The 17,454-nt window shown below is 45.0% G+C and carries 19 protein-coding genes and 1 tRNA gene; 8 read left to right on the top strand and 12 right to left on the bottom strand.

The window, feature by feature from the left end:
- Positions 1-27: 27 nt before the first annotated feature.
- The gene (locus IMZ38_RS05665; RefSeq protein WP_193435924.1) at positions 28-1,536 is read left to right on the top strand and encodes an amidohydrolase; all 1,509 of its coding nucleotides are present in this window, start codon (positions 28-30) and stop codon (positions 1,534-1,536) included.
- On the opposite strand, the gene IMZ38_RS05660 is transcribed toward IMZ38_RS05665, so the two are convergent.
- Positions 1,517-1,675 carry a hypothetical protein gene (locus IMZ38_RS05660; protein ID WP_193435923.1) on the bottom strand — a complete coding sequence of 53 codons (159 nt, stop codon included), beginning with the start codon at positions 1,673-1,675 and terminating at the stop codon, positions 1,517-1,519. The two genes, IMZ38_RS05665 and IMZ38_RS05660, sit on opposite strands and share 20 nt — an antisense overlap.
- Before the next feature lie 45 nt (positions 1,676-1,720).
- Complete coding sequence (locus IMZ38_RS05655; protein ID WP_193435922.1) at positions 1,721-3,124, bottom strand: phosphohexomutase domain-containing protein; 1,404 nt, start codon at positions 3,122-3,124, stop codon at positions 1,721-1,723.
- A 171-nt stretch (positions 3,125-3,295) separates the two neighbouring features.
- On the opposite strand from IMZ38_RS05655, the gene speD reads away from it, so the two are divergent.
- Together speD and IMZ38_RS05645 are read left to right on the top strand one after the other, a co-directional pair.
- Positions 3,296-3,658: an adenosylmethionine decarboxylase gene (speD, locus tag IMZ38_RS05650; RefSeq protein ID WP_013129251.1), complete on the top strand. Its 363-nt coding sequence runs from the start codon at positions 3,296-3,298 to the stop codon at positions 3,656-3,658.
- Positions 3,658-4,764, top strand: coding sequence for an NAD(P)/FAD-dependent oxidoreductase (locus IMZ38_RS05645; protein WP_193435921.1), 1,107 nt, complete (start codon positions 3,658-3,660; stop codon positions 4,762-4,764). The genes speD and IMZ38_RS05645 overlap by 1 nt, the downstream gene beginning before the upstream one ends.
- Here IMZ38_RS05645 and IMZ38_RS05640 read toward each other — a convergent pair.
- From IMZ38_RS05640 to IMZ38_RS05620, 5 genes are read right to left on the bottom strand one after another with little or no spacing between them, the layout of a single operon-like run.
- Positions 4,712-5,233, bottom strand: coding sequence for a hydrogenase maturation protease (locus IMZ38_RS05640; RefSeq protein WP_193435920.1), 522 nt, complete (start codon positions 5,231-5,233; stop codon positions 4,712-4,714). The genes IMZ38_RS05645 and IMZ38_RS05640 overlap by 53 nt on opposite strands.
- Before the next feature lies 1 nt (position 5,234).
- On the bottom strand, positions 5,235-6,293 hold the full coding sequence (locus IMZ38_RS05635) for a thiamine pyrophosphate-dependent enzyme (RefSeq protein ID WP_193435919.1): 1,059 nt from the start codon (positions 6,291-6,293) through the stop codon (positions 5,235-5,237).
- Between the two features lies 1 nt (position 6,294).
- Complete coding sequence (porA, locus tag IMZ38_RS05630) at positions 6,295-7,515, bottom strand: pyruvate ferredoxin oxidoreductase (protein ID WP_193436939.1); 1,221 nt, start codon at positions 7,513-7,515, stop codon at positions 6,295-6,297.
- A 37-nt stretch (positions 7,516-7,552) separates the two neighbouring features.
- A complete protein-coding gene (locus tag IMZ38_RS05625; protein WP_013129256.1) occupies positions 7,553-7,834 on the bottom strand; it encodes a 4Fe-4S binding protein in 282 nt (93 codons plus the stop codon).
- A gap of 4 nt (positions 7,835-7,838) precedes the next feature.
- Positions 7,839-8,396 (bottom strand): 2-oxoacid:acceptor oxidoreductase family protein, encoded by a 558-nt coding sequence (locus IMZ38_RS05620; RefSeq protein WP_193435918.1) that lies wholly within the window; start codon positions 8,394-8,396, stop codon positions 7,839-7,841.
- Between the two features lie 128 nt (positions 8,397-8,524).
- On the opposite strand from IMZ38_RS05620, the gene IMZ38_RS05615 reads away from it, so the two are divergent.
- The 5 genes from IMZ38_RS05615 to IMZ38_RS05595 all read left to right on the top strand — a co-directional run bounded on the left by IMZ38_RS05615 (position 8,525) and on the right by IMZ38_RS05595 (position 11,397).
- Positions 8,525-8,776: a 4Fe-4S dicluster domain-containing protein gene (locus IMZ38_RS05615; protein ID WP_193435917.1), complete on the top strand. Its 252-nt coding sequence runs from the start codon at positions 8,525-8,527 to the stop codon at positions 8,774-8,776.
- On the top strand, positions 8,773-9,891 hold the full coding sequence (locus IMZ38_RS05610) for a 2-oxoacid:acceptor oxidoreductase subunit alpha (RefSeq protein WP_193435916.1): 1,119 nt from the start codon (positions 8,773-8,775) through the stop codon (positions 9,889-9,891). Before IMZ38_RS05615 ends, IMZ38_RS05610 begins: the two co-directional genes overlap by 4 nt.
- Positions 9,882-10,712, top strand: a complete 831-nt coding sequence (locus IMZ38_RS05605) for a thiamine pyrophosphate-dependent enzyme (RefSeq protein WP_193435915.1) — start codon at positions 9,882-9,884, stop codon at positions 10,710-10,712. The genes IMZ38_RS05610 and IMZ38_RS05605 overlap by 10 nt, the downstream gene beginning before the upstream one ends.
- Positions 10,709-11,242 (top strand): 2-oxoacid:acceptor oxidoreductase family protein, encoded by a 534-nt coding sequence (locus IMZ38_RS05600; protein ID WP_193435914.1) that lies wholly within the window; start codon positions 10,709-10,711, stop codon positions 11,240-11,242. Before IMZ38_RS05605 ends, IMZ38_RS05600 begins: the two co-directional genes overlap by 4 nt.
- A gap of 82 nt (positions 11,243-11,324) precedes the next feature.
- Positions 11,325-11,397, top strand: a tRNA-Ala gene (locus IMZ38_RS05595).
- A gap of 1 nt (position 11,398) precedes the next feature.
- On the opposite strand, the gene IMZ38_RS05590 is transcribed toward IMZ38_RS05595, so the two are convergent.
- Genes IMZ38_RS05590 through IMZ38_RS05570 form a run of 5 tightly spaced genes read right to left on the bottom strand, consistent with a single transcriptional unit; the run spans position 11,399 to position 17,285 of the window.
- The gene (locus tag IMZ38_RS05590; protein ID WP_193435913.1) at positions 11,399-11,809 is read right to left on the bottom strand and encodes a Tfx family DNA-binding protein; all 411 of its coding nucleotides are present in this window, start codon (positions 11,807-11,809) and stop codon (positions 11,399-11,401) included.
- A 20-nt stretch (positions 11,810-11,829) separates the two neighbouring features.
- Positions 11,830-12,243, bottom strand: a complete 414-nt coding sequence (locus IMZ38_RS05585; protein ID WP_193435912.1) for an EamA family transporter — start codon at positions 12,241-12,243, stop codon at positions 11,830-11,832.
- Between the two features lie 16 nt (positions 12,244-12,259).
- On the bottom strand, positions 12,260-12,775 hold the full coding sequence (locus IMZ38_RS05580; protein WP_193435911.1) for a DUF2299 domain-containing protein: 516 nt from the start codon (positions 12,773-12,775) through the stop codon (positions 12,260-12,262).
- 56 nt (positions 12,776-12,831) lie between these two features.
- Complete coding sequence (locus IMZ38_RS05575; protein ID WP_193435910.1) at positions 12,832-14,046, bottom strand: ABC transporter permease; 1,215 nt, start codon at positions 14,044-14,046, stop codon at positions 12,832-12,834.
- Positions 14,046-17,285, bottom strand: a complete 3,240-nt coding sequence (locus tag IMZ38_RS05570; RefSeq protein WP_193435909.1) for a COG1361 family protein — start codon at positions 17,283-17,285, stop codon at positions 14,046-14,048. Before IMZ38_RS05570 ends, IMZ38_RS05575 begins: the two co-directional genes overlap by 1 nt.
- Positions 17,286-17,454: the final 169 nt, after the last annotated feature.

Here is a 17,454-nt window from a genome sequence, read left to right as displayed (position 1 = left end):
CACATAATTGCTTTTTAGGATATCAGCATGAAGTTAATTGCTTCTGAGCAGGGCATTTACTTATTGTTCAAACCGCTAGTGAAAACTGAAGCCATTATTGTCCATCAAGACCAAGTAGTTGCCGCAGGAAGTTATGAGAAGCTATCCACTATGCCTGGTATAAGCGAGGAAACAGTTTTTAAGAAACCGCTAGGACCGGGTTTCGTAGACTCGCATTTACATTTAGACTCCCTAGGTTTCGAGGCGCTCACAAAAGAGTTGCATGGTAGAAACATCCCATCCATACTTGAGGAGTTAAAACATTACTCTAGGAAAATCGGTGAATGGAAGATCTCAGGAAGGCTAAACCCCATTTACCTTGAAGAGGGGAGGATGCCAGTTAGGAGCGAGATCGATAAATATTTAGGGAATGACCCGGTTCTCATAGTTCATCAATCGGGACATGTAGGAGTGTTGAACACGTTAGGGGTTGAAAGAGCCCTAACCATCCTGGGAAATTCAGAAGGGCTTGACGTGGAAACCGGATACATATATGAGTCTAGCCTTTGGAAACTATTGGCACATATTCGATCCCAGGCTGGTGAAGGAGAATTAGCTGAGGCGTTTTCAAAAGGTTTTGAAATCCTGCAGAGTAATGGAGTATCGGCCATCGGATTGGCTGGGATAAGATTAAAAGAGCTTGAAGCCTTATTAGAGTTCTACAAGCGTGAAAAAGTAGCAGTAAGAACTTATGCGTACGTGCTGGTTGACGAGTTAATCAATAAACGGGAAGAATTGCGAAAGGTTCTAAGTCAAGAATATCCGCGGGGGCTTAGTGTTAGGGGGATAAAGATCCTAATAGATGGGGCACTGGGGCCGCGAACAGCGTTGCTGAGGAATGATTACTCTGATGCTCCAGGAGTGAGAGGCATGTGCAACGTGTCTATGGACACTATTAAAGAAGCCTTAAAATTCTCCGAGGAGAACGGTCTTCAATTAGCAATGCACGCGATAGGCGACGCTGCCTTGGACATAGCGCTTGATGCTTTGAAATCCTCAGCTAATCCGGGAGTACACAGGATTGAGCACGCTAGCCTTGTAAGGGATGATCAGTTGGAGCCGATAAAGGCTTTGAAACCAATAATTGTCGTGCAACCAAGGTTCATATTGAGCGATAAGTGGATATTGTCAAGAGTAGGGCAGGGAAGGATTAGATGGGTTTATAGGTTTAAAACTTTGAGCAGAATAACGACACTAGTTCTATCTACGGACTCTCCCGTAGAACCTGTCGCTCCGTTTGAAACAATATATGCAGCTATTACAAGAGGCTTGAGGGATGGCATTGAATACGGTTACGACCACTCCAGTGAAGCACTTTCGATACTGGAAGCTTTGGATTCGTATACTCGAGGAGGGGCTTACGCTCTAAGAGATGAACGACTTGGCTGTCTCCTTCCCGGTTGTTACGGGGATATTGTCGAATACTCGGAAGACCCATTGAAGGTTAAAAATATTGGGGAGATTAGAAACATAAATGCTAGGCTTGTTTCCTCTTAATCTTACTAGTGGGACTCTTCTCACTTACATCTTTAATGTTTTCCATTAAATTTTCAACATGTTCTCTAATGCTGGGTTCTAGGTCTTTTAAACCAGTTTCTATGATTTTCCTCTTCCTAGGTTCTCTAGCTATGGACATTGTTGGTCAGAAATATGTATGACTATCCCCCTATAAATCAGTTCCTCATCCATAAGTTATTTCAACCACTCTACCACCCATTTTATTAACAATCTCAACGAGTTTTTTCTCAATCTTCATGAGCATTTCTTCAAGCCTCCCTTTGTTTAAAGCTTCAGCGTAAACCCTGATTTTCCGCTCTGTCCCGCTTTTTCTTATAAGTACCCATGACTCATCCGCATACTCCAGCCTGGTCCCATCAATTGTTATAATGTTTTCTGGATCGCCTAGGAGACTCTTCATTTCTTCTATTAGTGAATTATAAATATTTTCCCGAATGTCGAGCGGGGATATTATGTAGCTCCTCCTATCCCACGGGTAGTCAGGAATATTCTCTTTTTCAAGTAGCTTTGAAATTCTTGTAACCCCCTCCCTTATCAAGGCACTTGTGAGAATAGCCACTTGGAGTATGCCGTCTACCCATGGCCCCCATGAAGTATAAATGAGTTTCCAGGGCTCCCCAGCCATGACAACTTGCGATGCTCCAACCTCCTTCACTCTTTCATGCGTCTTACCTAACACATACCTTTCAACAACTCCCCCCTCTCTTTCAACTACCTCGTCTAGCGCCCTACCGGTGTCTATAGACACAACGACTCTGCCCGTCTTATCCTCTAAAGCTTTTTTCGCGAAAAACGCCAGAATTCTATCCTGTTTCACAAACCCGTCAACAGGGTCTATCACGGCCAGCCTGTCAGCATCACCGTCGTGGGCAAAGATCGCGGATGGACTTACTCCTCGAAACATAGTAGCATATTCTTCCAGGACATCTTTCCTCGGTTCCGGCGTTCTAAACGGGAAAAACCCGTCCGGATTACAATTAATGGTGAGAGGTCTTCCACCGAGGCTTCTTATAATTCTAGGTGATATATTGTATGAAGCGCCATTAGCGCAGTCTATTACGAATGTCTTAACGCCCCTGCCGGGACTTGAACCTACGAAGCTGATCAAGTCCTCAACGTATTCTTCTACAACGGCCCTTTCACGGTAGGCCTTTCCTACCAAATGCCAATCAACGGGCTTCGCTTTCCTCCATATATTCCTTTCTATTTCAGACTCCTCCTTCCTTGTGAACTCATATCCTTCCTTATCGTAAAACTTAAACCCGTTGTAATCGGGGGGATTATGACTCGCAGTCACGCTAACACCTACTCCTTTGTACTTCCTGGCCGAGTAGGCTGCTAAAGGGGTTGGTGCCACGCCTACTATTCGCGTGTTTCCCCCGGAAGCCATAACTCCTGCTGTGAACGCATATGTTAGTAATTGACTTGTGGTTCTCGTATCATGCACTATGAAGAAATCCTTCCCATACCCTAGTGAACCCATGGTCAACCCTAACTTGTAGGCGAGTACACCGTCAAGTTCCATCGGGTATTGTAATCTTATTCCTGCAGTGCCAAACAGCTTCATATTTGCTTCACAAAACTAAAATACTGTTCACGGGGGATAAAACTGTGAACTTTCTAGAAACACGTAGTAATCCCCCGGGGTGAAATATGATCATTTCTCTCGCGAGGGGTGGGGGTAATATTTATAAAGAATCAAGGGTTAATTTTTCATAGAAAGAGAAGGGGGGAATTTATGCTTACTTTGAAGAAAGTTATAGGTAAGCATGTTTACGGCGAGGCCTATCAGTGCGACCCAGCAATACTCAGCGATGAGAAGGCTTTGGAGAAGATTGTGAGGAACGCGGCTGTGGAAGGCAATCTAACACTCCTAGACGTAAAAGCATGGAAAATAAATCCTGGGGTTAGCATTGTGGGAATAATATTGGAAAGCCATATATCAATACACACGTGGCCTGAGTACGAATTTGCCACCATAGACGTGTACACTTGTGGTTCAACATCAGATCCTATTAAGGCTTTTAAGTATATTATTAAAGAATTGAAAGCTAAAAAGTATTCAATGAAGGTATCCTCCAGGGATTATGAGGAAATGTGATGAGAAAGGACCTCTGCATAGTGGGTGCTGGTCCGGCTGGACTTTTAACAGCGCTACATGTTAAGGAAAGAGACATCACCCTAATAGAGGAACATCAAAAAATAGGAATCCCCAAGCACTGTGCCGGGCTTGTCGGGTTAGAGACGAAGAAGATTATTGAAAAAGAACTATCTCCTAAGCTGATTGATCACGAATATAATGAGATCGAATTCAACATTCTCGGAGTCGGAAAACATGCTTTCCACTTTAAAGAGCCCGTAGTCTTCCATGTCAAAAGACCCTTGTTGGAATGGAAACTTTTTGATAAGGTGTCTTCTCAAATAGAGTTTTTATCCAAAGTAAAGGCGAAACCAGGGGAAACCCCTACAGAAATACACTCTAAGAATTATGAAATAAAATGCCAGGACGTAGTTGCCAGTGACGGTGTGTTAAGCCTCTTCAGGGAGAGGTATTTTAAAGCAAAACCTTGTTACCTAATTGGTTTCCAGGGATTGTTTGAGACTAGCTATATCAATGAGAAAAGAATTATAGTAACCTATATTAACCATAATGATTTGTTATTTCATTGGATAATACCATTTGATAAAAATTTGGTTCTGTCTGGATATATGTCTAGGAAAACATTGCCAAAAAGCATTAATGAGAAATTGCTAGCTTTAAATGGCTTAAAACCCAAGGGTGTTGCCGAGTTTTTCGGCGGCCTTATCCCGTGTAGTCATCCTTTAAAAATCCCTGTGTTCGCAAATCATTTATTCTTTTTCGGCGACTCAATACCCCTAGTAAAACCCTATACCGGTGGAGGGTTATACTATATTTTCAAGCTGGCCCCCGAGCTAGCCAAGACACTGGATAAAAATGATCCCCGTGGTTATGTGGAAGCATACTTATCTCAGAGCTATTTTAAACTGAAAGCTGAGCACTTTATGACGAAATTCTTTAGTAGAACCAGGTACTGGTTACCGGTTCCCATTCTCGAGTTTATAGAGAAAATAGGGTTATTCAGAAGGGATGACTATGATAAACATTACAAACTACTCTTTAAGACCCTGCCGTTTATGCCGTTTCTTCCTTCATATCTTTTTTGGTTGAGAAAAAGGCTTGCTTAAAGACATTGATAAAGTATTCGAGTGATCGCATCATATCGCTTGTCAAGTCTAAACCATAGTCCAGGGAGAAAGGAGTCGCACCTATTATCATTATTCTTTCCACGCCATATTCTTTTCTTAGGATTTCAAGTAACGTTTTCAGGGGAATATTATGGGTTGTCACCAATATCTCCCCACTAGCTATCGCCGATTCATCGGCCAGTATGATAGACCCAGGAGGTGATCCACGAGCGAGAACAGCGTCAATAATCAACAGGGCTTTAGGCCTTTTATCGTTTATGTCTGTTAGACATGACTCTATACCGTATTCACACTTGACACATTCAATTCCCATGGAGTTTAAAAAATCGCAGGCCACGAGCCCGAAGGAATCGTCGGTTCTTAACGGCGTTCCCACTCCAAGGATCAATGGGTCGTGTTTTAAAAAAGACATTAAGGTGGTAAGCAATTCCTCCTTAATAGCTATCAACCTATTTAGGAGCATTGCTTGCTCGTTTAAGCAGGTCTTCCCAGACCTTATCAACGTATTCTTGAAGCTCCTTCAGCTTCTCCTTGTTCTCAGGCTTCATTAAATGCCTAAACCTTCCCTGAACCTCCACGAACCGCTCAATAGGCTGTTTCAGAGACGGGTTTCTCGCGATCACTAGGCTCCTGTCAGTCAGCATGTAACCGGTTTCCGGCGTCCACTCCCACAGCGGGAAGTAGCACGTGTCAACAGCTCTCCTTAATACTTCAATACTTATTGCATTATCGTGTCTCCAACCCCTGTCACAGCTACTCAACGAGTGTATGAATCCTGGGCCGTTGACTTCCAGTCCTTTCCTAACCTTTTTCATAAAGTCCATCCAGTGAGCAGGTGTAGCTGTTGCAACGTAAGGTATTCTGTGAGCAACCATGATGTCTGCAATAGGCTTCTTACTCTCCGGTTTACCCGGTATCACCTCGCCTGCTGGTGAAGTAGTTGTCGCAGCATACTTTGGAGTACCGCCACTTCTCTGTATTCCAGTATTCATATATGCCTCATTGTCGTACAATATGTACAGAACGTCATGGCCTCTCTCAGCCATCCCGCTTAAGGCTTGGAACCCGATGTCGAATGTTCCACCATCGCCTGCGAAAACAACTACGTCAACATGCTCATAAGGTAGCCTCCCAGTTTTCTTCAAGGCTTTTATCGCAGACTCCACTCCAGCTGCTGTGGAAGCAGCGTTTTCGAACGCGTTATGGATCCATGGAACCGCCCAGGAAGTATAGGGGAATACTGTAGTGGCGACTTCGAGACAACCTGTGGCGTTAACCACGATTGTGGGGCCTCTGAAAGCGAAGCTTGCTAGTTTAACAACTATAGGAGCGGCACACCCTGCACATAATCTGTGGCCTGGTAATAGCGCACTCCTCTTCTGCTCTGCTACTTGTCTAAGGTTGAAATTCAACGGGATTTCTCCTTTCCAGCCGGGTTCGAATATCCATATTTTATAGGCTGGTTCTCCCTTCTTTACGGGGAATTCGGGAAGAGTTTTAACTACCATTTTACCCCCTCACCCCCAGGTATCTTATCTTTTCTTTAACCTGACCCGTTTTCACGTCTTCTTTCACCTGCTCAATCATTTTTGCAACGAGCTCTGGGGTGAGATCCCTCCCTCCTAGCCCGTACACGTAGTCCACGGTTAATGGGTGAGATCCAAGATCGTATAGGCTACTCACTACATCCTGGTATAAGGCTCCAAAGCTCCCTGGGCCGATTCCTTTATCCATTACTGCCACCGCTTTTGCATCCTTAAGAAGACCTTTGACCTCCTCGTATGGGAAGGGCCTGAACATTCTGATCCTCAATAATCCCAGCTTCTCCCCTTTCTCCCTGTACTTCTTTACAACGCTCCTTACAGTTCCTGCACCACTACCCATGGCTACTATGACTATTTCAGCGTCCTCAACGCCGTAAGCATCTATTACTCCATCTCCGTACTTCCTCCCTGTTAACGCGAACCATTTCTCGTTAACCTCCCTCACGACTGCTGGAACATTTTTCATTGCTTCTATTTGTTGAACCTTGTGCTCGAAGTAGTAATCATAGAGATCCAAGGACCCAAAGGTTAGCGGGCGCGCCGGGTTCAACATGTGAGGCACTTGCTCATCATAGTAGTCAACCCTAAGTTTTGCCACCTTCCTGTATCCGCCGAGGAACTCGGTCACAGCGTCATCTGGGAGCACTCTAATGTTTTCGAGGGTGTGACTGAGGAAGAATCCGTCAAGGTTTACTGCCACGGGCAGTAATACTCTTTCATCCTCAGCTATTTTGAAGGCCTGTATGGTCGTGTCATATGTTTCCTGAACATTTTCGGTAAAGAGTTGAACCCAGCCTGCGTCCCTCATCAGGTATGCGTCACTGTGGTCGTTGTGAATGTTGATTGGGGCCGATAAAGCCCTATTAGCCACAGCCATTACGATGGGAAGTCTTAACGCTGATGCAATATATACTATCTCAACCATTAACGCAAGGCCCTGGGAAGACGTAGCAGTGAAGGTTCTGGCTCCCGCAGCAGCCGCGCCCACACAGGCGCTCATGGCAGAGTGCTCGGATTCAACTGGCACGAACTCTGTGTGAACCAATCCGTCGGCAACGAACTCTGAGAATTTCTCCACAATGATTGTCTGGGGGGTGATAGGATATGCTGAGACAACGTCTACAAGGCTTTGCTTAACAGCATAGGCTACAGCCTCGTCACCGTTTACGTTAAGAATCTCCTGCATGTGAGATGGGTATTTAACTTCTAGCTTACTCACGCGTTCACACCTCCTCGAACTCAGGTATCATGGATATTGCTTTCACAGGGCATTCGTGAGCACATATTCCACATCCCTTGCAGTAGTCATAGTTGACCTGTATCTTCTCTCCGTCCCACACGATAGCCATGTCTGGGCAGAAGAGCCAACAAAGCATGCATTTCGTACACTTGTTGTGGTCTACGACTGGCTTAAGGGCTCTCCAATCACCTGTCTTAACATCAGTCGACAACCTGTAAGCAATCCCGCCTAATGGGAGTTCTTTCCATCCTCTCTGACTACTCATAACACTACACCTCGACCGCGGACTCGTAAGCCTTCTTTATCAGTTCAAGATTCTTATCTGCTACCGGTCCTTTGAACCTTTCTCTAATTGCTTTTTCAACACTACTCCATGATATGATGTTTCCTAGTTTCAGCAAGCCACCTATCATAGCCGTGTTCGTTATGTTTACCTTTAATATTTCGAGGGCGAGTTTGGAAGCAGGTGTTATGATCGCCCGGTAGTCTCCCTTCTTTATCTGTAGTTTCTCCAGAAATGACTCTGGGGTTCCCACGTAATTTGATATAATGACCCCATTCTTCTTCAACCCCTGTACTATGTTCGGAGACAGTAGTGTGTAGTCGAGAACTATTACTATATCGGGGTTGTACACCATGCTGTGTATCTCTATTGGTTCATCGCTTATTCTAGTGAACGATAACATTGGGGCTCCTGACCGTTCCGGTCCGAACGCGGGGAAGCTTTGAACATACTTGCCCTCGTATGAAGCAGCCATTGCCACGATATTGCTAGCCGTCCAAGCTCCTTGTCCACCCCTACCATGCCATCTTATTTCAACCATCATTCACGAATACACCTCTGGTTATCAAGAATGTTTCTTAAGGTAAATAATGTTAACTGATCCATATTTTTCAAAAATTTTTATACCGCTATATACATTCCTTATTCCCCGATACAAGCTAGGTGAACGTATTGGCACACGCTTTATCTCTCATTTCAAAAGAAAACAAGAAGTACAGGGTTAACGTTATAGTAGATAGATGCAAAGAGTGTGGCCTTTGCATTAATATTTGCCCGGCAAAGGTTCTGTCAAAATCCGGCATCTTCAACAAGAACGGTTATCGCCCACCGGATCCGGTTAATATTGAAAAATGCATTGGATGCCGGCTCTGCGAGTACAGTTGTCCCGATTTCGCAATATTCGTTGAGGGGGTGGGAAAGTGAGAAAAGTATTCGCCTCGGGGAACATAGCTGTCGCAGAGGCCGCCATGACTGCAGGGTTAAAGTTCTACGCAGGCTATCCCATAACACCTAGTTCTGATTTAATGGAGTATCTTGCCGAGGAGCTGCCTCGACGAGGAGGGGTTGTTATCCAGATGGAGGATGAGATAGCTTCAATAAACGCCATAATAGGGGCCTCTAACGCTGGTGTAAAATCCATGACGGCAACGTCTGGTCCTGGCTTATCATTGATGGCTGAAGGAATAGGGCTCGCAGTGATAACCGAAACCCCGATCGTCATAGCCCACGTTATGAGAGCGGGGCCAAGTACGGGCGTTCCAACTAAGACAACACAGTCAGATATTTTCATGGTAAGGTGGCTAACGCACGGCGACTACATCATACCCTCATTCGCACCTTGGAGCGTTCAGGAAGCATTTGACCTTACCATAAAAGCTTTCAACACATCGGAAAAGCTTAGAACACCTGTTTTCATACTCTCAGATGCAATACTCGCTCACGTATGGGAGCCACTGGTTGTTAAAGAACCTGGAGAGGTTGAAATAATCGAGAGGAAAACACCGAGGAGTAAGGAGGGCTACATGCCCTACCTCCCCGACGAGGATTTGGTTCCCCCTATGGCGCCTTTCGGCAAAGGGTATAAGGTCCTTGTCGAATCCCTGGTTCACGATGAAAAAGGATACTATGCTCCTAACAACGAAAAATATAAACAGCTTGTTACTAGGTTGAACGCGAAGATTACTAGAAATATCGACTGGCTGTTCGAGTATGAGGGATTCTTCCTCGACGATGCTGACATAGTTTTGGTGGCATACGGGTCTGTTGCGAGAACTGTTTTCGCTCTCGCTAAACAGTTGAGGAGTAGCGGGCTGAGAGCAGGGCTATTCCGACCCAAAACCCTGTGGCCGCTTCATGAAAAAGTTATTAGGGAGAGGATTAAGGGGAGGAAGATCATAGTGGTTGAGAACAATATTGGGAAACTAGCCCTGGATGTTGAGAGAATACTGTGTGATAGAGAGGTCTATAAAGCCCCTGTGCTTAACCTCGAATCTCCAACTCTAAAAGAGGTGAAGGAGGCGGTCACGCAATGGCTTTAACAATTAAGACGCATCCGTTAGATAGGCATTTAAGAACAGACAGAATTCCAACACTATACTGCCCCGGATGCGGCCTAGGGATAGGTTTAGGGGCTATGTTACGCGGGCTTCAAAAAAGGATTGATGAGGGATCGATTTCTCCAGATAGCGTTGTCTGGGTTGGGGGTATTGGCTGCTCAGCCCGTCTATCATTCTACGTCAATTACGATTCTGCCCACGTTCTTCATGGAAGAGCAATCCCCTTCGCGGTTGGGGTAAAGCTTGCTAATCCTGAGCTAACAGTCATAGTGGTAGGCGGAGACGGGGACATCGCCGGGATAGGCGGGAATCATTTATTGCATGCAGCGCGGAGGAACATAGACATTATCACGGTTATGTTCACAAACTTCGTCTATGCAATGACAGGGGGGCAAGTTGCACCTACAACTCCTCTCGGTGTTAGAACAACCACAACGCCGCACGGCAACCCGGAGCCTCCGTTAGATGTTGTCAAAGTTGTATCTTCTCTCAACGCTAACTACGTCGCGAGGGCTAGTATTACAACCCCTCACTACATTGAGCAATACTTCTACAAGGCGCTAGGGATGAGAGGGTTCAGGTTTATCGAGGTAGTGAGCACTTGTCCAGAGGTTTACGGGAGGCACATAGGTCTGAGAGACCCTGTCGAAATGTATAATGAGTTGAAAAAGAGGGTCACATATAAGCCTAGGCCAACCCTTGAAGAAGCCGCTATCAACTGGGAGAAAGGGATCGTAATAGGAGAGTACATTGTTAGGGACAATCCAGGATTCATTGATTTCCTACGGGGTGGTAATAAGTGAAGAAGGAAATCCTGGTTGTGGGTAGGGGTGGACAGGGAGTATTGTTAATGGGGAGGATAATCGGTTTAGCTGCAAGCAAGTATGCTAACCTTTACGCGGTTTCAACGGAGTCGTACGCCAGCGAGACGAGGGGTGGGGAGAGCCGGGCTGAAGTGATAGTGGCGAGTGATATTGGCGAGATAGACTACTTGAAGGTGCAGAAGCCTGACATTGCGGTTTTCATGTACCCGTTCAGGCTTGACTATTATTTGAAAATACTACGCCCGGAAACCTTGGTCTTCATCGATAATCTAGTCGTTCCAGAGGAGAAATTCGCCAATTATAATTTGAAATCCCAGCCTTACAGTAGCATAGCAGAATCTATCGGTTCGCAAAGGGTTACAAACATGGTTATATTGGGACATATGTTGAAGGTTACAGGTCTAATGGAGATCAAGCATGTCCAAGAAGCTTTAAAGGAGATTGTCCCGGAGAAATGGTTAGAGTTAAATATAAAAGCTCTTGAGAAAGGCTACTCTCTCCCGCCTTAAAGTTTTCACACAACATCATGTCGAGATTTTTCAAAACCAATGTTAAAGCTTATTAGTATTTAGCAACAATCGTTAAATTTTAGGGCCGGTAGCTCAGCTGGAAGAGCGCTGCCCTCGCACGGCAGAGGTCCCGGGTTCGAATCCCGGCCGGTCCATCTAATCTAACACATCTATAGAGCCATCCCTCATTATGAGGATTTTGACCCTTCTATCAGTTATCTTACCTTTTTGTCCTGCCTTGTACCTTAACATATCGTAAATAAGCGTGAAATTCACCCTAAGTTTAACATTAACTTCATCGGCCTTTTTTAAGATAATTCCAGGGATGTCGACGAGATGGGTTCCCGGTTCAACAGTGACTACAGCGGCTGAGTTCAGCTCTTGATATAGTTTTAAGGTTTCCTTAGCGAGCCTTATTTTTTCTAAGGCAGCCTTCTCGAGCATTGATACATTGCTCCTTGAAGTGCCCAGGATTTTCGCTATTTGCGCCTGAGTATAGCCTTTAGACCGCAACTCTAGGATCCGATACTGTTTTTCGGTCAAGAGGCCGTATTTTTTCCCAGTCAAGCAACCCCCCTTTCACAATACTAAGTACTCATGAGAACGATGCCGAGCACTGCCATTAATATCCCAATGATCTGTGTTAGGGTAAGTTTCTCACTTAAGATTAGAATTGATAATGCTAAAGTAATTATAGGGTAGACAGCAGTTACCGTGATAACAATACTGGCCTTACCCTGTTCCAGTGCTTTAACCATGAACCAGTATCCAAGCGTTCCAAAGAATCCTGCTATAAGTGGATATTGCATATGCTTAAGGGGGTTGGCGTTGAAATCGTTCTTCATGATCAGGGTTAAAACCGTCGCCGTCGCAAAAGACCCGATCGTGCTGAGATAGTAAGTTGTTACTGTATTGTAGAAATTATTCGAGTATTTTAAAATCACTCCCCACACCCCCCATAAAATAAGAGAAATAACCGAGTAGAGGAGCCAGGCCTGCATTAAAATTCCCTCCTTTCTAAGCATAGGGCTGGATTTTCTTTCTAGAATCCTCTGGGATTACTGGAAACCACTCATTAAACCCGGAGATTATTGCGAAATAAGTGTTAAGAGTTCTTGCTACAAGTCTTATGAAATAAGGTTTGCCATACAGGGCTATTTCCTCGTTGAAAAGGGCGAGTAGTATGCTCAACGCTTGAGGATCAATCATATTGGGCTGAACAGTTATCTGACAATCTATGCACACGCTCAATGCTTTTCCCAAAATGTTAGAGATAACTTTCAACTTCTCAGCCTGTTTCAGCTTATCGAGCTCTCTCCTGTGATCCGGAGATATCCCTATCCCTAGCACGATCAAAACCCGGTCTGGCTTATCAGCAGGGTTGATTATTTTGAAGTTAACACTTGGTTGACCAGGCGTGAAAACGTCCAGCCCCCACAATATCTTAGCTTCCGGAGGGGCTTCAAGCCTTCTGATAGTGAATGATTCCTCAACAAGCCACTTGCTAATCAATTCGTAGGCGTTACTAGACAATTTTACCCACCATTTAGGATTTATTTACACTGATCTTAAAAAATCAAGAATATCAATTACTCGTATCTCAAGGCCACGGCCGGCGGTATTTTCATAGCCCTATAAGCAGGGAACGCCGCACCGGCGATTCCGACGAGAATCGTTAAAATAGTCGTCCTTATGAAAAGAATAGGTGATAGGTCAGGCGAGGCTTCAATCCTCACGGCAAAGCCTCCTCCCGTTATTGTTAACCCATATTTTGAGAGTAAATGGGCGCCTACAACTCCGAAAGCACTCCCCACGGCCACCCCTATCAGGCTCATTAGAACTCCTTCCATGATTATTAAAAGAAGGACTTGCCGGTCCTTGAAGCCCAAAGCCTTCATCACGCCTATCTCCCTTGTTCTCTCGATCACGCTTGTAATCATTGTTGTAGCGGTTCCTGCTATTGCGACAGCGAAGGCTGACAGCGTGGCGGCAAAAGTTATGAAATCAACCGTATTTATAATACTCATCGCTATTCGAGCTATGGCGAGAAACGAAATCACGTCTACGTTTCCACCGTAGATTTCACGTATTTTTGCGGTTACCTGGTCGACTTGGGACGGATTCTCAGCTAAAATCAAAATGCCCGTCCAATCCTTGATTCCCAGCATTCTCTGAATGGTTTCTATTGGGGTAAATATGGTCTGATCAGGGTTGAGGAAAGCGGCGCCCCCGTATTTCTCCAACACTGCTGTAACAGCCACGTTTAATCTTTTGACTTTTATTCTCCCTCCTTCGCCGATCTGATATACTGTTACAGAAATAACGTCACCGATACCGTACTGCCTTGCCCCCGAGTTATCAAAAGCGATCGAGTAACCTATCATTGCTTTTCCAATATCCGTTTCCAATGGAGGAGATCCTTCTTTTACCTGAAGACTTATTATTGCTTGCAAAAGAAAGTTAGAATCCACGCCGTATATGAAAACAGTCTTTCTCTCTCCTCCTATTGTTATTTCGCCTTGGGTGGAGTAGAATGGTGTTGCATCTACGACTCCTTCAATAGACTTAAGCAATTCCAAATCATCCTGCGTGAGCTTGTAATTCTGTCCAGGCATAACAACGATCATGTTTTGACCGAGACCAAGTATGCTTTGAACAATGTAGTTCCCATATCCGCTGGTAACGCTAGAAATTGTTATAAGGGCCAGCGGTCCTATCGCTATTCCTATAATGGTTAAAACCGCTCTCACCTTTCTTTCGGAAAGGGTTTTCGTGCTCAGCTTTATCATGTCGACCAAGCGCATTAGCGCTCGACCACGGTGATTTTGTATTTGCTAATGAGACGGTAAATTAACAGGAAGACCCCTATTAAGAACAAGCTTACGATTGCGATTACCGCGATGTAGGAAACCTCTGTTGGAGGCTGGGTCGTTGTGAGCGGTGGAGATGGCTGTAAAATTGAAACCGGTATCTCCTTGGAAATAGAGTATTCGATGTTGAAGCTATCCCTATATGATACAATGATCATGCATTTTTCGCTTGCGAATTCAATATTTTTAAGCTCAAGCCTGAATGGTGATTGCGAGCCAGGGTCTAGATCACCCATTAGAGTCTTAGACTCTTTATCCCCATATTTTAAAGTCACTACTATGCTTCGAGCCTGAGACACTCCAGTATTGTATAGTAATCCGTTAACCGTTAGCACTCCACTTGAATACTTGGCATTTGTTTCCTCAGCTATCTGTAACTCTATGAAGGGCTTTATGACCGCTGCCACAGTATTGTTGATCATTCTTACGTAGCCGGAGGAATCCTTATAGATTAAAGTGGCTGTGAATGCTGTTGAAAGAGAGGTTGCTGAGACACCAGCTCCTATGCTGATTGAGACAGGGTTGTACACAACTTCATACCTAACAACCTGCTTAGAGTTCCCCGGTAGAACTGGGACATACTTTACATTTCCTTGCGGTATTGCATTCCCAGTTAAGGGCGCGAGGACAACGTATAGCTCGTATGCATTAAATACCGAGGGGTTATTAATTTCAAGCTCAAATAAACCGGTTCCGTTGTTGAAAACTATTAAGGGGCTTGTAGCGTTGACCTCCAACACTATAGGGCTTCCCCTTACAACGAGCGGAAGGCTCACTGGTTGGCGAAATATTGAGCCCCAGTGGTCCACGAAGTCGATGGTACCATTAATCTCCATCTTATCGGGCATCGCTGACTCGATGTTTAGGTTGAGAAGGAACACGATGATATCTCCTTTAGTATAGGAAGAGGGAGATGCCGGCAAGCTCGAGCCTTGCGGAATGTTTCCATACAGGTATTGAATCAGTTGCGCGAGCTGAGGAGTGGCTGAAACTCCCCCAGGGAACGTGCTCGAGGGAGCGTTTGTAAAGGCTTCCCCGGTTGAAGCGTCGGTAACTCCTTGCGGTAGTATTAATTTCAGCACAGGGTTTGTCATTGAGGGAATGTCATTATTTCTGAACACAAGGAAATACTTGACTCCTTTAGAGGGCGGTGAAGGCTCACCCGACAGCCATCCATAGCTAAGGAGGGTGAAGGCTGAAGAGGGATCTTGCACGACTATTTCAACAGGGTATGCTACGGTTTTTCTAACCCCTCCCCCCGCGGTTTGCAGATAATAATGCACTTTCAAAAGCCCACTGTAGACTCCAGGTGTTAGATTCGATGATATGTTAAGTGGAATGCTGTAAGAGAGTGTCTGGAGGCTTTGAACAGGGCCTGGCACGTAAATTCTCTGCGAGTATCCCTGCGAAATCTTGAAGCCCTCAGGTAGCTGTATCTCCAGCCATAGCGAGTATACAGGATACGCTTCAAGGTTTACTATTGAGAAGTAGTACAGTGCTTTCTCAGACCCGGGGTATGCTGGATAATTATTCGACCACCTGTATTCTGCAAGCACAACCCCCTCTCCAGCTGGATAATTATATAGTGTTAAGGATATGGTTTTGGAGAATTCAAAGAACACTGCAGTGTTAAAAGCATTCACGTAGTAACTTGTATTCACTACAAATTTTTTCTCACCAGGCAACGAACTAGACAGGTTAACGTAGAATACTGCATTGCAAATGCCTCCAGGGCTTATAGCGGGACTGCAGAATGACTTAGTGTTCAGGACATATACGTCTCTATCCACGGCTTCAAGCGATACTATAACGTTGCTTACACTGAATGGGCCAGGGTTTTGAATCGTAATAGTTATTGGTGCTCGCGAGTTACCGGGGTAAACATAGATAGGTGTTCCATCGCCCCAGTAGTAATCTAGGATACGCAACTCCTGAGCGTATTGGGTTAGATCGTTTGGATCGTTCACAGTTAATTCCAAGGTGTATTTAAATGATAAGAGGCCAGTAGAGCCGTCCCTATTGACTACAACTCCTTGCAAAGTAAGCTCTGCGGAATACTCACCTGGCTGAGCCAGCGAAGATATCGTGATCCCGGAGAAAGCTATTTCCGAGACAGAGTAGGCGTTGATTACGGCGTTGTAAACTGTTACTTGCTGTGGATAGAATACGTTTGGAAGGGTTAATGTCGCAATAGTATCCCTTAAAGTGAAAGAGTTTAGATTGAGGATTGACACTATGAGGGTATTGCCTGTGGATGAGGGGTAGGCGTTTGAAGAAGACCATTCCACGTTCAATACGTGGACTGAAAGCTCCTTCACCGTTACAGGTATGTAAATCGTGAAGTTAATAGATGCTGGATACGAAGCGCCCTCTCTTGAGACTTGAACGTTTAGACTAAGAAGCAATATAATACCGTCAGCCCCCTCATCAATGGAGACCCCGTCTATAACCAACGAATAAGTATCTAAATAGTTTAAAACAGAATTCAATTCGCCAAGCTTTACCCTGCTCCCGTTCAGGAAGAACCCGTTCAATATTTCAGCCCGGTAATAAATCAGATTTATGACTCCAGGCTCGATGGATTGTAAAGTCACGTATGCGTTCGTATTGTTTAACCCGCTTAAAACCACCTCAGCAGTTAACCCGTAATCCAGTATTTGCACGTTCACGCTAGGCTGGCTGGAAATTGTGACGCTTGCTTGAACATAGGTGTTGGAAGCGTATCTGACGCCATCGCTCGTGACCAATGTAGCGTTCAGTTCTATGGAAATAGTATGTTCCCCTGGCTGAGCGGAAGGACTTATCGTTAAGCCTTGTACATAGATGGTTGCAGAATCACCGGGCTGTATCCCTCCTAAGGTGATATTAGCTGTGGAGGGGGTTATCACATCTGGCAGGTGAACTGTTGCATCTAGTGTTAATATGGCTGTATTTCCAATGTTTCTGATTTTCACAACTAAACCGATATTGTTAGCCCCTGGATATGCGTAGGGAGTTAAATACGCATTCTCCACTGCTATCTCTAAAGGAGAGGGCTCAGCGATTTCAACGTTCAAAGGTAGCAGGGAGTATTGAACGCCTCCTTCAACAGTGAAGTAAGTGATGTTTAACATCATAGAGTAGAAACCAGGCAGGGCGTTTCTGTCAACGTCGACGTTAAATACAAACCTCACTAATTCCCCAGGGCTCACCCGAGTGAGGGGTTTATTCTCGCCATCGAAGCCCGTTGAACACTTGTTTGGAATTGTAAACGAATCCGGTATTCCGATTAGACAGCCAAGGGGGGATGTGGCATTGGATTCCCCACTGTATCTCGCTTCCACTAAGAGCTTGGCACCCCTG

The sequence above is a fragment of the Thermosphaera aggregans genome (assembly GCF_014962245.1).
In the GTDB taxonomy this organism is placed as follows: Archaea; Thermoproteota; Thermoprotei_A; order Sulfolobales; family Desulfurococcaceae; genus Thermosphaera; species Thermosphaera chiliense.
Note: the sequence above shows the minus strand (reverse complement) of the source record. Positions and strands in the feature narration are given on the sequence as shown.